Raw genomic sequence first — 14,594 nt, forward strand, 5'->3', positions numbered from 1 at the left:
GTAGGGCGGATAAGGCCAAAGGCCGCATCCGCCGTAGCCGGAGGTGACGTAATGACACTGGCTTGACCGAAGTCAACGCCGCCCTATTCCCATCGCCCTAGACTAACGCCCACGTCAACAAACCGAGCCACACCATGTCCTTATACCAAGAGCCTCTCGCCTGGGATCAGTCCGTCATCGACCGCTACGACCTGAGCGGACCGCGCTACACCTCCTACCCCACCGCGCCCCAGTTCCGGGACGACTTCTCCCGTCAACAATGGCTCGAGGCCGTGGCGCGCAGCAACCGCAGCGGCAAGCCGCTATCCCTGTATTTTCATATTCCCTTCTGCGACACCCTCTGCTTTTACTGCGCCTGCAACAAAATCGTGACCCACAAGCGCAGCCGGGCCATGCCCTACCTGGAGCGCGTGGATCGGGAGATGGCCCTGCAGGCCGAGGTGTTCGATACCGATCGCCCGGTGAGCCAGTTGCACTGGGGCGGTGGCACACCTACCTACATCAGTGAAGACGAGATGACCTGGCTGATGGATGCGACCCGTCGGCACTTTCAACTGCTGGATAACGACGAAGGGGAGTACTCCGTGGAGGTACACCCGGGGCGTATGTCGGTGGGTAAGCTGGTTCACATGCGTCAGTTGGGGTTCAACCGGGTCAGCATGGGGGTGCAGGACTTCAATCCCGAGGTGCAGCGCGCGGTCAACCGTTATAACAGCGTCGAGCAGGTACGCGAGCTGGTGGATGTGGCGCGGGATCAGGGCTACCAGTCCATCAGCATGGATCTGATTTACGGCCTGCCGCTGCAGACCCGTGCCAGTGTAAAAGAAACCCTGGATCAGGTGATTGACCTGGGCCCGGATCGGTTGTCCCTGTTCAACTATGCCCACTTGCCGCACCTGTTCAAAAGCCAGCGTCTGATTCACGAATCGGACCTGCCTTCGCCTCAGGACAAACTCGCCATTCTGCACGAAGCCATTGAGCGTCTGCAGTCGGCGGGTTATGTGTATATTGGCATGGATCACTTCGCCAAGCCGGACGACAGCCTGGTCAAGGCGCAGCAGGAAGGCCGACTGCAACGCAACTTTCAGGGTTACTCGACTCACGCCGAGTGTGATCTGATCGCCTTTGGCGTGTCGGCGATCAGTTATTACGGTAGCACCTACATCCAGAATGCCAAGAAAGTGGAGGAGTATCAGACGCGCATCGATGAAGGGCGCCCCGCGTTGATCAAAGGCGTGCGCCTGCAGCCCGAAGATCATTTGCGCCGCGCGGTGATCAACCAGTTGATCTGTCACTTCAAGCTCAGCTTTGGCCAACTCTACGAACGCTTTGGCATCAACCCCAATCAGTATTTTCGGGATGAGCTGGCCCAGTTGGCGCCCATGGTGGAAGACGGATTGATCGAGGTTACCCCGGCCGGTATTACCGTGCTGAACAAGGGGCGGCTTTTGATTCGTCGCGTGTGCATGGTCTTCGATCAATACCTGGATACTGGCAACCAGATTCGCTATTCGAAAGTGATCTGAGCCAATCCGTGTACAATGCTTCCCAGTACTGATCGGGAGGCGTGTGGTGGCACTGTTCTGGCTGTTTTTACTCACCGGGGTTCTGGTGGCGGCGCTGGTGTACGCCCCGATTCGTCGCTATCGACACAGCCGTGCACTGGCCGAGCAACCCCTGCCGGCCAGTTGGCAGCAGTGGCTGCAGGACCGCTGGTGGTTGTACCCCTACCTTCCCGAGCCGGTGCGCCTCAACCTGCATCGCCAGTTGCAGGTGATGCTCGCCCATACCCGTTTTTACGGCTGTAATGGCCTTACCGTGACCGAGCCCATGCGCGTGCTGACTCTCGCTCAGGCGGCGTTGATGAATGCCGGTGAAGGTTGCATGCAGTGGTCCGGCTTTCCGGTGGTGTTGCTGTATCCCGAGGCGTTCGTGCGCGAGGGTGAGGTGGTCGATGAGTTGGGATTGGTCGCCTATGAGCGTCAGGAGTTGCTGGGGGAGTCCTGGGAGCAGGGCAAGGTGGTGCTCTCCTGGGCGGACATCGAACAGGACCTGCGCGGCGAAGACAGCCACTGCCTGGTGATTCACGAATACGCCCATCAGTTGGATGGTTACGACGGCGTGATGGACGGTACGCCACCGTTGCGCGATCCCCAGAGTGTTCAGCGATGGGCCGACATCATGTCCGCGGCCTTCGATGATGTGAGTCAGTCGAATTCTGAATCGGCGCAAATGATTGATTCATACGCCGCAACCAATCCGGAAGAGTTTTTCTCGGTGATCTGCGAAACATTTTTCGTGCGTCCGGAGACTTTGTATTACGCCTATCCCCTGGTGTACCGTGAGTTAAAACAGTTGTTCCATCTGGACCCTTTTCTGTGGGTCCGCTGACCCGTCGAGCCGCCGTTTTCTGACAATATTTTGACGTCTGCTTTCCGTTATAACTGCTACAGTTAACAGTAGTCGGGTTTTGAATGGCTAAAAGTTTCATCTGATTTGTATCTATTAATCAGATATCAGCTCTGTGACGATAAATTGCAGTCTTGCTCACGAGTTTGGTAGGAAACCATGTCCAAATCGCTGTACAGAACGGAAACAAAAGTGTTGCTGGAAGTGCTCAAAGAACTGCGCTCTGAGGCTGGCTTGACACAGACACAATGTTCACAGGCATTGGGTCGACCTCAGTCTTTCATAAGTGATGTGGAGCGGGGTGTTCGTCGCCTCGACCTGATTCAACTGCTGGACTTGTGTCGGGTGTTCGGGGTCAGTCTGCGCACCTTGATACGCCGCTTTGAAGCACACCTGGCAAGACACGACCTGGCCCCGGTGGATGAAGAGGAGTAACTGACCGGGACTTCTCTCCCTATTTGTATATCTGAATAGTAGATGCCACACTCTTCCTTGAATGGCCCATTCGTTCGGCTTTTGTGCGGCCAGAACTCTCACAACGCTTTTCTTTTGTTCTAAGCTTGTATTGGATGTTCATCCGGCTCCCGCTTGGGGGCGGGCTCGGGAGGGGAGAGAATGGATATAGCAGAGGATTTACGGAAGCGTCGCCATCTGGCGACGGTCAATATTCTGGCCGGTCCTCAGGACATAGGTCATTTATACTGTCTTCTTTTCATTCTGGCGCTGCTGGCGCTCGGGACCTTGACGGTCTATCAGACCGGCGGTACGGCGTACGCTTATCCCTACCTGATGTTGATTCCCGTTTTGTTTGCTTCGGCCTGGTACGGCCTGGCCGGCGGACTCCTCTCGGCGCTGCTGGCCAGTACGCTGATGGCGATGATGCCGCTGAATGTGGAACAGGCGGTGATGCAGGAGCCGGTCAACTGGCTGCTGCGCATGGGGCTGTACCTTTTGCTGGGCGGCGTCGCCGGCGGCCTGTTTCAAAGCCTGCGGGGCGCCTATCGCGAACGGGAGGCGCTGGTGCGCACCGACCCTCGCTCGGGTCTGCCCAATCAGGCGGCCCTCGATCAGGATCTTCATGCCTGGAAGAACAGTGAGGGGAGGCGAGAGGCACCGGTTGGGCTGATCATTGTTCGCCTGACCGATATTACCGACGTGCTGGAGGCCATGGGGGCGGATGCGTCGGATGAGCTGGCGGGGCTCGTGGGCGAGCGTCTGCGCCACCTCGTTGGCGGTGATTCCAGTGTGTACCGGTTCAGTGTTTCTGAACTTATTGTGCTGTTGCCCGGGGCCGATGAGGTGTTGCTCGAAGCAATGGCCCGGCGCATCATCGAAGCCGGGGAAGACAACCTGGTCGTTCAATCGGTACCGGTCCGGGTGCAGCTGGTCCTGGGCAGCGCCTTCAAATCGGGGCTGGGCTCGGCGACGGATGAGCTGATCAGTGAAGCGCGCATTGCGCTCTTCTCGGCCATTCGCAAAGGCGTGAGCTACTGCCCTTATCATTCCGATTTGTCCAAGAAAAAGCTGTCCCATATTACCCTGATTTCCAACGTCCGGCGCGGACTGGAGCGCGGTGAATTCGAGCTGCACTATCAGCCCAAGGTACGCCTGCGTGACGGTGCGCTGGTGGGCAGTGAAGCGCTGATCCGCTGGCGTGACAGCGAGCGGCAATTGATTCCCCCCGGCCAGTTTATGCCCAAAGTGGAGAATACGACCCTGATTGGGCCGGTGACCGAATTTGTCAGCCGGGCGGCCTGTGAATTTGTGTCCTGGCAGTCCCACCCGGTCAGCATCAATTTTTCCGCCCGGAACCTGATGGATGAGCGTATGCCGACTTTCCTCGAACAGCAGGTCCGTCGCCTGGGGGTGGCGCCGGCGCACATTGAAGTCGAGGTGACCGAAAGCGCTCTGATTCAGAATCTGGAGGCGGCTCGAGTTGCTATTGAGCGGCTCAGGGCCATGGGATTTTCCGTCAGTATCGATGATTTTGGTACCGGCTTTGCCTCGTTTGAGTACCTGCAGCACCTACCGATCACCGGGATCAAGATTGATCGGGCGTTTGTTCAACCTTTGGAGAGCCAGGAACGCTCCCGCAAACTGATGGCCAGCCTGGTGGATATGGGGCATGCCCTCGATCTGGTGGTTACCGCCGAGGGGGTGGAAAATGCGGAGCAGTACCGGCTGCTCCGATCGATGGGCTGCGATCAGGTGCAGGGATTTTTCTTTACGCCCGCCTTACCGAGTCGGCAGTTTGCCGCCTGGTGTGAACACTATCGCCCGGTGGATGACTGACGCTCTATCGGTTTTCCAGCCGGTTGTAATCCAATAGTCCTGCCTGTACTCCCGCGCGCTCACGATAGAGCACGTGGATGTCGTCACTGATTTCCCAGAAATTTGGATCGCTGCGGCGCACCCCGTAGCGATCCTTCAGCTTCCGGTAGTCCCGCTCGTCGCTCATGGCCCGCACCTGATTCACGAAGGCCGGAATGTCCCGCTCATCCATCATCAGGAAGCTGTTCGGGTAGCTTCCGATGATGCCCGCCGCCACACTCAGTGTGTCCTCCTTCGGCAGGCGTCGCTCCTGCTCCATAAACAGCGATGACAGGTTGCTGTAGGCGTTGTGGTGAATCAGTGTGAACAACGCGCTATCGGGCACATAGATGACCGTTGTCGGCGGCAGTACCCGCAGGGCCTCTCCCTCCAATGAGTGCAGTGTCTGCAGCGCTTCTCTGGTGCGCTCATTCAGCGCCAGTTCGTCCAACTGGTGCTCGCCGGAGAGGACCGGCTGAAGCCGTCTGATCAACAACTGGTAGAGTCGCCGTTGGTGGTCCTGGCCCGACGGGTATTCCAGAGCGGTCTCTACCTGGAGGTTGTTCTGGTAAACGTCCAGGTATTCTTTGAGGTCTTCTTCGGCGTCCCGATACCAGTGGGCAATGGTCGGCTCCTGGACTGGCTCGGGCAGGAAGTTGATGAAGTTCATCTCGCCTTCCATGCGCAGGAAGTCCATATACAGCCGGCTCAGCAGTTGGTGGGAGGTGTTGCCGTAGACATCAAAGCCCGCCACCAGCAGGTAGTGAATCCGCTCCAACAGGGGATAGTCGATCACCCAGCTGGTTTTCGGCTCGGGCCCGATAAAACCGCGGTGCACGCTGGCACTGTCGGTGTGTCGGAAAATGGTCAGAGCGGCGTTGGTGTTTTGGCCCTCGCCATCCCAGATCATTTCCATGCTGAGCGGTTCACGTTCGCCAAACTTGTCGGACAGGTGGGTGGCTTTGGCGGCCAGGTAATCTTTCTGCAACTGTGAGTAGCGCCGCCAATTGGTCATTGGCAGCAGGGTGTTGCCGACTCCGGCAGGCAGTTTCAGGTGCTCGCTGTTGTTGGCTAGAAACTCTCCATCCCATTTATCGGCGGTAAACGCCGGGTCTACAAAGCTGACCCAGAAGTGATCCTGAATCACATTGAGGGCCACCTGGCCTCGACACACCGGGCCCTTGATGAAATTCATGATGGTGAACTCGGCTTCATCCAGCAAAAACTGGTAGCGGGCCTTTACTGGCAGATCCACAAAGGTCGCAAAGGGATTGGCCGCCTGTTCGGACTGGTAACCCGGCAGTTCGGTGACCGCGTAATCCGCGTCCAGAAACCATTCTCGCCAGTGGGCCATGCGCTCGGGCGTCAGGGCGTAGGGCAGGTGGTTTTTCACCACAATGCTGCTCGGGTCCCGCCAGAGACGGTAGTACACCCGGTCCACCCCCGGGTCATCGAAGGGGCGGCGGGTGCTGATGCGCTCGATGGGCTCGCCGGGGGGCGTGCCGGAGCGGACCAATTTGAAAAACACGGTGGGGTTTGCCTCAAAATGCAGATTGGCCAGAAAGAGGTGCTCGTACAGGTAGCGGTTGGTCAACCGGGCTTTGAGGGAGTCGGCGTTAAAAAAATGCTCCCACTGCTGAACGGTCTGTTGCAACTCGGGGCCAATGGGTTTGGGGGCCCCGGCGGGGGCGCCATCTTCCAGCCAGTGGATCAGGCGGTTGTGCTCGCGCTCGGACAGCCCCGGTAGCCCGTAGGGCATGCCCCACAGTGGGTAGTCCTCGGCATAGCTGTCGAAGGTCTCGGCCTTGGGGCAGTGCCAGTCTCGGTTAAGGGAAAAATCGAAACTGTCGGGCAGCACGGCCTGGGTGGGCAAGGGGTGCTGCCGTTTGAGCTGGAGCATGCGCGCGAGCACGCTACCCTGGAGATTGGCTTGGGCACTGTCGGCGCGCTCGTTGATGACCGGGAAGAAGCCTTTCTCTCGCCACTGCGCGGTGCTGTCCGCATCTTCAAACAGCCGGGTGAGCTCGGCACCGAGCAGGCGGGTACCGTCGTACACCTTGTCCTCGTGGGCACCCCGGAACAGACCTTCCCGGGCTTCCATTTTCAGCTGACAGGGCGCGTCGTAGCAGCCGTGACAGACGGTACAGCGGTGCTCGAGCAGCGGTTTGATATGTTCCTGGAACCGGTCGTCCTCCGACGCATTGCGCAGTGGCTCCCGGGGGGTGGGGGCGCCATAGCGTTGATTCCACAGTTGGTGGCCGATCGCGCTGCAGCCAATGACGATCAGTATGAGCGTCACCAGTGAGCCCCGGGTCAGCCAGTGTCCAGTTGCCATGGGAAGATCCTTGGTCGTGCATTATCCCGGGAGTATAACAGGCCGTGGTTTACATCATTCGGATAAGCACCGATACTGAGCGGCGGCCTACACCAGACCGGAGAGAAAGTGCCTGTGAGTGACCATCAGCCCGTCAAGCCCGAGGTTCTGTACCCCGATTACCCCCGCCTGAGCCGGGTTTACGAACAATTGAATGATGATGAGGATGCCCGGGTCTGTAAGGATATTCCCGAGGATGCCTGCCGACATCAACCGCGCAACTTTTTTGCCTACCTGGTCGCCAACACCTTCAGTAAAGTGGCGGATGAGCTCTCCAGTGCCCGACTGATCTTGCCCTGGCTGCTCGGCGCGGCCGGGGCCTCATCGGGGTTCGCCGGCTTTCTGGTGCCTATCCGCGAGGCGGGGGTGTTGATTCCGCAACTGATGGTCGCGGCCTTTATCCGGCGCTTGGCCCGGCGCAAAGTGGTTTGGCTGCTGGGTGCTTTTCTGTCCATGCTGGCGCTGGCGGCCATGGCCCTGGCCGCCGGGACGCTGCAGGGCTCTGAGGTAGGCTGGGCCGTCGTCGGCGCCCTGGTGGTGTACAGCCTGGCAAGAGGGCTCTGCTCGGTTGCCGCCAAAGATGTGCTCGGAAAAACCGTCTCGAAAACCCGGCGCGGTGCGCTGATGGGTTACTCGGCCAGCGTGGCCGGGGTGGCCACCTTGCTGGTGGGCCTGTATGCGGAATTTGGCACGGGTGCCGAGCCGGTCAACCTGACCCTGTTCCTCGGTGGCGCAGCGGCGTTATGGCTGCTGTCGCTACTGGCGTTCAGCCAGATTCAGGAAGCGCCGGGGGCCACCGAGGGCGGTGGGAACGCGGTCAGTGTGGCCCTGCGCAGTCTGGGTATCGTGGTGACCGATCGGGACTTTCGGCGCTTTGTGCTCGCCCGGGGGCTGTTGCTGAGTATCGCGCTGGTCCCGCCGTTTTTTGTGTTGCTCGCTCAGGAACACGCCGGCAGCAGCGCGGCGGGGCTGGGCCTGATGATCATTGCCAGTGGCCTGGCGGCCAGCCTGAGCTCGCCGGTGTGGGGCCGACTGAGTGACCGCTCCAGCCGTTGGACCATGGCGCTGGCGGCCTTTGGGGGTGCGATACTCTGTGCCGTGACGGCGCTGCTGGCGTGGCTGGAGCTGACGCTGCTCGCCTCGCCCTGGGTGCATGCTCTGCTGTTCTTTGGTATCAGTATCTGTCACGGCGGGGCGCGCCTGGCCCGCAAGGTCTATCTTGTCGATATGGCCACCGCGCAGACCCGCGCGCAATATGTGGCGGTCAGCAACACGCTGATCGGGCTGGCATTGCTCGCCCTGGGTAGCGTGGGGCTGCTGACCGCGTGGATCGGTGTCGCGGGTGTGATTGCATTGCTGGGCGGGATATCCCTGATCGCCGCCCTGTATGGACTCAATTTGAAAGAGATCAGCGGCTGAACCGCTGATCCCCTGTTGTAGAGGCAGTTAACAGTATGGCGAAGAAAGAGGAAAACAAACTGCAGCAGCCCGGTGCTCACCTGACCGTGCGCAATGCCACCCTGGCGGATGTGCCCGCCATTGTGGCGCTCGCTGACCGTGTGTACGGTCCGCTCAAAATGGAGACCTACCCGCGCGCGGCGATCGTCGGGCAGATCAATAACTTCCGCCAGGGGCAGATCGTGGTCATGGTGGGGGATGCCCTGGTGGGTTACTGTGCGACCTTCCGCATCTCCGGTGATGTGGCACTGAAGACGCACACCTGGAATGAAATTACCGGCAACGGTTTTGCATCCCGTCACGACATCCATGGCGACTGGTTGTACGGTATGGAAGTCTGTATCGATAACGCCTATCGCGGCTATCGCATCGGCCAGCGTCTGTACAACGAGCGGAAAAAGTTGTGTCAGTCCCTGGGTCTGAAAGGCGTGGTGTTTGCCGGGAGAATGCCCAACCTGCACAAGCGCCTGAAAAAAGTCGGCTCGGTAGAAAACTATATCGATCAGGTGGTGCACAAGCAGATCAAGGACCCGGTCCTGTCGTTCCAGCTGCGCAATGGCTTTGAGGTGATTGGCGTTATCCCCAATTACCTCGACGATGATACCGAATCGCTGAACTACGCCGCCCACCTGGTCTGGTACAACCCGAAAGTACCGCAGGAAGATGAGAAACCGGTGAAAAAATACGGCGTACGGATGCCCGACGTCGTGCGCATCGCCACTGTGCAATATATGCAGCGGCGGGTCACGTCGTTCGCTGAGTTTCTGAAGTACATCGAATACTTTGTCGACGTCGTGGCGGATTACAAAAGTGACTTTGTGGTCTTTCCGGAACTGTTGACACTGCAGCTGTTGTCGATTGAGGACCAGGAGCTTTCGCCTTTCGAGTCGATTGAGGCGCTGACCAAGTACACGCCTCGTCTTAAAGATGCGTTCCGGGATATGGCGCTCAGCTACAACGTCAATATCATCGCCGGCTCGCACCCCACTCGGGTAGAGAACGGCCGTATTGAAAATATTTCCTATATTTTTCTGCGCGACGGCCGGATCTTCGAGCAGCCCAAAATCCACCCCACGCCGAACGAGCGCTATTGGTGGGACATTGAAGGTGGTAGCAGCCTGACCGCCATCGATACCGACTGCGGCCCGATTGGTGTATTGATCTGCTACGACTCGGAGTTCCCGGAATTGGGGCGTCACCTGGCGGATCAGGGGGTTCAGATTCTGTTTGTACCTTTCTGCACCGATGAGCGGCAAAGCTATCTGCGCGTGCGCTACTGTTGTCAGGCCCGTGCGGTGGAAAACCAGATGTACGTGGTCATGTCCGGTAATGTGGGTAACCTGCCCAACGTCTCCAATATGGACATTCAATACGCGCAGAGCTGCATTCTGACGCCCTGTGACTTTCCCTTCGCGCGGGATGGCATTGCGGCAGATACAACGCCCAATGTCGAAACCGTGGCGTTTGCCGACTTGCGTCCCGAGTCATTGATCATGGCCCGCAACAGCGGCACTGTGCAGAATCTGAAAGATCGTCGGCACGACCTGTACCGGATGCAGTGGCGAGGGGATAAAAAGCAATAGTTGTTTCAGAACCCCAGGGATGGGGCCCTTGATGACAGACCAACAATAATCTGATTGAGGAGCACGTTGATATGAAGCATCGAGAGTCTCGCACCGTGGGTGCCATTTGCCTGGGGCTGGCAATTCTGTTTCTGGTGTTGGGCGATTATCTGTTGAGTGTGCCTTTGGCTGTATACGGCACCCTCTGCTTTGTTTTTCCGGAGAAACTGTTTGCGACCCGGGAACAACTCGACGCGGTACGCAAACGCCGCAAGGACAAAAGCGGTAAGCGGCCCATCACGCTCCCTTGGTATCAGTCCCCGGTGATCGTGGGAATTGTCATCGCTTCGGTGATTTTTGGTTACTATGCATTAGCGTGACGGTGCTGAAAAAAGTGAGCGCGCCATTGCGACTACAGCGCGCTCATTCTTCAATGTCCCGGTATCATTGAGGTTATAGCGGCGGTTTTCGCCCGACAACGGCGAACACGATCGCCAGCACCACGCCGACCACAAAAAGAATCCAGGCAATGTTGGTTGCGGCGCCAGCAATGCCGCTCAATCCCAGTACCCCGGCAACAATGGCAATAATCAGAAATAAAAATGCCCAGCTGAACATAAGCAATCTCCTTTGACGATGCAGGTTTTGTGAGTATAGGCAAAAACGCGGCCTTCACAATATTGGACGTAAGGAGGTAGGAAAGTTGCATTCGAGGGCGAAAGTTGTGAGTGAAGTCTCATTTGGCGCCTTGTTCCGGCGGCGACTGTTGAATTCCGCAATCTTGGCCTAAGATAAACAGTACCGTAGGGTTTTGGCAGAAAATGGCTTGTTATTGCTGCATTTCGCGCCAAAACAGCAAGCATACGGCACCCATGGGGCAGCAATAAGCCCTTTTTTATCGAATGAAGGAGTCAACACCATGAATGAAGAAAACCTTCTGACCAAGCGCGTCCGCTCACTGGCCCTGGCAATGTTTCTGGTTCTCTCCGGCGGTGCTTTCCTGACCGGCTGTGATCAAGGGCCTGCAGAAGAAGCGGGCGAGAATATTGATGACGCGGTGGATGATGCCGGTGATGCAATGGAAGATGCGGCAGATGACGCCGAAGATGCCGTTGAATAAGTAATCATTGTAGTAGTAAGCGCCCTGGGGTCACTATGGTGGCTCAAGGGCGCGCTCTTCCCCCCCTCTCCATACCATCCTCCTTGTCCTCCAGGTGTCACTCAGTCAGGCCTTGTTCTGGTGCCTCCTTGCGCAGAATTGCACCGTATTGGTGCGGAAGGCGGTGTTCCTGTCCTGCGGAAACGGCGCAAAAGCGCTATTTTGGCGCCTTTTAAGGTTGGCATTCATATTGCTCACTCTTTAGTACACAGAGGATTCGATGGGACCACCCCGTTGAAGCAACTCAGTAAAGACAATTTGACCAAGGCGCTGCGGCGGATGATGCAGTGCTGAATAGGCCGCTAGGGTTCCGGCGTGATGACTTGAACAGGTTCAGGTTCGCGTGTCTGGTCCGAGAGCAGCCGACCTTACACGGGAATTTTCAGTGCAAGGTTACACGGCGGGACAAAAGCCCGGGAGGTTCGCGATGGCGCTGTCGCCATTGAATCCTCGTTCATGAAACCGTGTAACCGCTGGAGGTTCACCATGTCAGGCACCACACCGTACTACTCTCCCTCTCCGACCCACTGTTGTGGCAAGGTAAAAACCCCCGGGTTTTTCCTTGTCACCTTTTTTTGTCGCCTCGCCCGAACCCTTCCCGCTGCTGGCAGCCGGTAATTGAATACCGGTCCAGAGCCAATTCATCCACGCTGAGGTAAGCATGAAGCGACTGATCAACCAACAACCCAATCGCGTTGCCCGCTGGCTGTTGGGACTGCTGCCATTTCTGCTGTTGTTGGCCCTCTATGTGGGGGCGTCCAACGCGCGTCTGGCGGAAAATCCCAACGACAAGTTGTTACCTTCTTTTGACAGCTTTGGCGCGGCAATCGAAAGACTGGCGTTCGAACCCAGCGCCCGAACGGGCGAGTACCTGTTCTGGCAAGACACCCAAAGCAGTCTCCAACGCCTGGCTATTGGCGTGACCATCAGCGCCGTGTTCGCTCTGGTGTTCGGGGTGCTCAGCGGTGCCATTCCCTATGTAAGCGCCAACCTGTCGCCTTTGATGACGGCCGTCTCTCTGGTGCCCCCCATGGCCATATTGCCCATTCTTTTTATTGTGTTTGGCCTGGGTGAGTTGTCCAAAGTCATGTTGATCATCATTGGCACGGCGCCGTTTTTGTGTCGCGATATGCAGCAGCGAGTGCAGGAAATTCCCGCCGAGCAGATCATCAAAGCGCAAACCCTGGGCGCCAGCAGTTGGCAGATCATCCAGCGGGTGATTCTGCCTCAGATACTGCCCCGCCTGCTCGCCAGCGTGCGCCTGTCTCTGGGATCGGCCTGGTTGTTTCTGATTGCCGCCGAAGCGATTGCCTCCACCGATGGACTTGGTTACCGCATTTTCCTGGTACGTCGTTACCTGTCCATGGATGTCATCCTGCCCTATGTGGTCTGGATCACAATTCTTGCCTTTGTTATCGACCTGTTGTTGCGGTTGCTTTCGCGCCGTTGCTTCCCCTGGTTCCACGCACAAACTGGCAGCGGCCACTGAGGTGTTATGAGTTACATCAAAATTGACAAGCTGTGGAAGCGCTATGGTGACACCGTGGTGCTGGAAAATCTGAACAAAACCGTGGAGCGCGGTGAGTTCATTACCATTGTCGGCGCATCGGGCTGTGGCAAGACCACCTTTCTGAAATTGTTGCTGGGCACCGAGTCTCCCTCTCAGGGAGGGATCGAACTCGATGGCAAACCGCTGGTGGCGGAGCCCGGTGACGATCGCGGTATCGTGTTTCAGCGCTATTCGGTATTCCCGCATATGACGGCGCTGGAAAACGTGATGCTCTCCATGGAGTTTGAGCGCAGCCCGCTGATGGCGCGTCTGTTTGGTCGGGCCAGCAGGCAGGCCCGGCAGACCGCGGAGGACATGCTGGAGGCGGTGGGGCTGAGTCACGCCCTGCACAAATACCCCCATGAATTGTCCGGCGGTATGCAACAGCGACTCGCCATCGCCCAGTCGCTGATCAAACAGCCACGCATCCTGCTATTGGATGAACCGTTCGGCGCACTGGACCCCGGCATCCGGAAGGACATGCATGAACTGGTGATCAAACTCTGGCGCGAACTGAACCTGACCGTATTCATGATCACTCACGACATTCAGGAAGGCTTCTATCTCGGCACCCGGCTCTGGGTGTTCGACAAAGACCGGATTGATCCGCACGAACCCGAAGCTTACGGCGCGCGGATAACCTATGACCTGCCGGTGGGTGAGACGGACGAAGCATTGCTGAAAACCATTGACGACAACCTGAATCAAACCGAACAGAAAAAGGAGACGCTTCACCATGGCCAATGAAGCTCTGTACGAGTACACCCTGCCACCGGCCAGCCACTGGTCCCTGCGCTTGCGGCGCGGCACCGCGCTGGAACTGACCGACCTCGAGGGCGGCGCCAACGTCGGTATGTTGTTTTACAACCCGGAAAATCTGCTCGAACGCTATAACGCGCCGGATACCCTCAAGTGTCAACACACTTTCAAACTCACCCGCGGCCACTGCCTTTATTCAGACATGGGCCGGATTTTCGCCTCCATCGTGGAAGACAGCCTGGGCTGGCATGAAACCGTCTGCGGCACCAGTAACGCGCAACAAGTGGCCGAGCAGTGGGGCAAGCGCGATTATCAGAACGACCAGAACCAGTGGCACCAGGACGGCACCAGCAGCTTTCTGGTGGAGCTGGAAAAATACGGACTGGGCCCGAAAGACCTGGCCGCCAACCTAAACTGGTTCAGCAAAGTCGCCCCGGATGCCGAAGGCAACCTGGCACTGACAGAAAACCACTCGAGCGCGGGCAGCCGCGTCCTGCTGCGGTTTGAAATGGACACGCTGGTAGTAATGCACTCCTGCCCACACCCCATGAACCGGGCGCTCGATTACCCACGCAAGCCCGTGGGCATACGCCTGCTTCAGGCCGACCCGGTCACCGAGGACGACTACTGCAAAAACTTCCGCCCGGAAAACCGCCGCGGCTTTGAAAACAACCGTCTCTATTACCTGGGCGCATGAGTCAGGGCAGAGGAGAACACCCATGATCAAAGAAAGCACACTCAAACCCGAAGACGCCAGCGTCCGCGACACCGTCGGCGCGGGCGACTACTACCTGAAAGTGATCAAAGCCGGCCAGACCCTGCGCATCCTCGACCTCGAAGGAAACCAGGCCGCCGACACACTGTTCTACAGCGCCGATGATCCCACCGAGCGCTACAGCGCCGTGGACACCATCCGCGAACAGGGCAACGCCTACCTGAGCGCCGGCACCCGCCTGCGTTCCAACTACAACCGCGTCATGCTCGACATCGTCGCCGACACCTGCGGCCGCCACG

Annotated in this window: 14 protein-coding genes and 1 riboswitch; of the genes, 12 read left to right on the forward strand and 2 right to left on the reverse strand. The window is 58.1% G+C overall.

Features of this window, described 5'->3' with window-relative positions; translation table 11 throughout:
- Positions 1-134 precede the first annotated feature (134 nt).
- The 4 genes from hemN to B3187_RS15215 all read left to right on the forward strand — a co-directional run bounded on the left by hemN (position 135) and on the right by B3187_RS15215 (position 4,701).
- Entirely contained in the window at positions 135-1,526 is a 1,392-nt protein-coding gene (gene hemN, locus B3187_RS15200; RefSeq protein WP_123638208.1) for an oxygen-independent coproporphyrinogen III oxidase, read from the forward strand.
- A 46-nt stretch (positions 1,527-1,572) separates the two neighbouring features.
- Entirely contained in the window at positions 1,573-2,391 is an 819-nt protein-coding gene (locus B3187_RS15205) for a zinc-dependent peptidase (protein WP_286807316.1), read from the forward strand.
- A 177-nt stretch (positions 2,392-2,568) separates the two neighbouring features.
- Complete coding sequence (locus tag B3187_RS15210) at positions 2,569-2,844, forward strand: helix-turn-helix domain-containing protein (RefSeq protein WP_286807317.1); 276 nt, start codon at positions 2,569-2,571, stop codon at positions 2,842-2,844.
- Between the two features lie 180 nt (positions 2,845-3,024).
- Complete coding sequence (locus tag B3187_RS15215) at positions 3,025-4,701, forward strand: putative bifunctional diguanylate cyclase/phosphodiesterase (RefSeq protein WP_286807318.1); 1,677 nt, start codon at positions 3,025-3,027, stop codon at positions 4,699-4,701.
- Between the two features lie 4 nt (positions 4,702-4,705).
- Here B3187_RS15215 and B3187_RS15220 read toward each other — a convergent pair whose 3' ends face one another.
- Complete coding sequence (locus tag B3187_RS15220) at positions 4,706-7,054, reverse strand: fatty acid cis/trans isomerase (RefSeq protein WP_286807320.1); 2,349 nt, start codon at positions 7,052-7,054, stop codon at positions 4,706-4,708.
- 114 nt (positions 7,055-7,168) lie between these two features.
- Here B3187_RS15220 and B3187_RS15225 point away from each other — a divergent pair, with 114 nt between their 5' ends.
- From B3187_RS15225 to B3187_RS15235, 3 genes are all read left to right on the forward strand, one after another.
- Positions 7,169-8,512 carry an MFS transporter gene (locus tag B3187_RS15225; RefSeq protein WP_286807321.1) on the forward strand — a complete coding sequence of 448 codons (1,344 nt, stop codon included), beginning with the start codon at positions 7,169-7,171 and terminating at the stop codon, positions 8,510-8,512.
- 35 nt (positions 8,513-8,547) lie between these two features.
- Entirely contained in the window at positions 8,548-10,134 is a 1,587-nt protein-coding gene (locus B3187_RS15230; protein ID WP_286807322.1) for a carbon-nitrogen hydrolase family protein, read from the forward strand.
- Between the two features lie 71 nt (positions 10,135-10,205).
- Positions 10,206-10,493 carry a hypothetical protein gene (locus tag B3187_RS15235; protein ID WP_024461160.1) on the forward strand — a complete coding sequence of 96 codons (288 nt, stop codon included), beginning with the start codon at positions 10,206-10,208 and terminating at the stop codon, positions 10,491-10,493.
- A gap of 73 nt (positions 10,494-10,566) precedes the next feature.
- On the opposite strand, the gene B3187_RS15240 is transcribed toward B3187_RS15235, so the two are convergent.
- Complete coding sequence (locus B3187_RS15240; RefSeq protein ID WP_024461159.1) at positions 10,567-10,731, reverse strand: DUF1328 domain-containing protein; 165 nt, start codon at positions 10,729-10,731, stop codon at positions 10,567-10,569.
- 208 nt (positions 10,732-10,939) lie between these two features.
- Between B3187_RS15240 and B3187_RS15245 the strand changes: the two genes are divergently transcribed.
- The 5 genes from B3187_RS15245 to B3187_RS15265 form a co-directional block, all read left to right on the forward strand.
- Positions 10,940-11,233 carry a hypothetical protein gene (locus B3187_RS15245; RefSeq protein WP_286807324.1) on the forward strand — a complete coding sequence of 98 codons (294 nt, stop codon included), beginning with the start codon at positions 10,940-10,942 and terminating at the stop codon, positions 11,231-11,233.
- A 330-nt stretch (positions 11,234-11,563) separates the two neighbouring features.
- Positions 11,564-11,694, forward strand: a riboswitch (guanidine-I (ykkC/yxkD leader).
- 239 nt (positions 11,695-11,933) lie between these two features.
- On the forward strand, positions 11,934-12,761 hold the full coding sequence (locus tag B3187_RS15250; protein ID WP_123638201.1) for an ABC transporter permease: 828 nt from the start codon (positions 11,934-11,936) through the stop codon (positions 12,759-12,761).
- 6 nt (positions 12,762-12,767) lie between these two features.
- A complete protein-coding gene (locus B3187_RS15255; protein WP_024461156.1) occupies positions 12,768-13,568 on the forward strand; it encodes an ABC transporter ATP-binding protein in 801 nt (266 codons plus the stop codon).
- Positions 13,558-14,277, forward strand: a complete 720-nt coding sequence (locus B3187_RS15260; protein ID WP_286807325.1) for an urea amidolyase associated protein UAAP1 — start codon at positions 13,558-13,560, stop codon at positions 14,275-14,277. Before B3187_RS15255 ends, B3187_RS15260 begins: the two co-directional genes overlap by 11 nt.
- A gap of 22 nt (positions 14,278-14,299) precedes the next feature.
- Positions 14,300-14,594, forward strand: a 295-nt coding sequence (locus B3187_RS15265; protein WP_349678208.1) for an urea carboxylase-associated family protein, incomplete at its 3' end; no start/stop codon positions are given.

The organism is Marinimicrobium sp. UBA4209, from assembly GCF_002381585.1.
In the GTDB taxonomy this organism is placed as follows: Bacteria; Pseudomonadota; Gammaproteobacteria; order Pseudomonadales; family Cellvibrionaceae; genus Marinimicrobium; species Marinimicrobium koreense.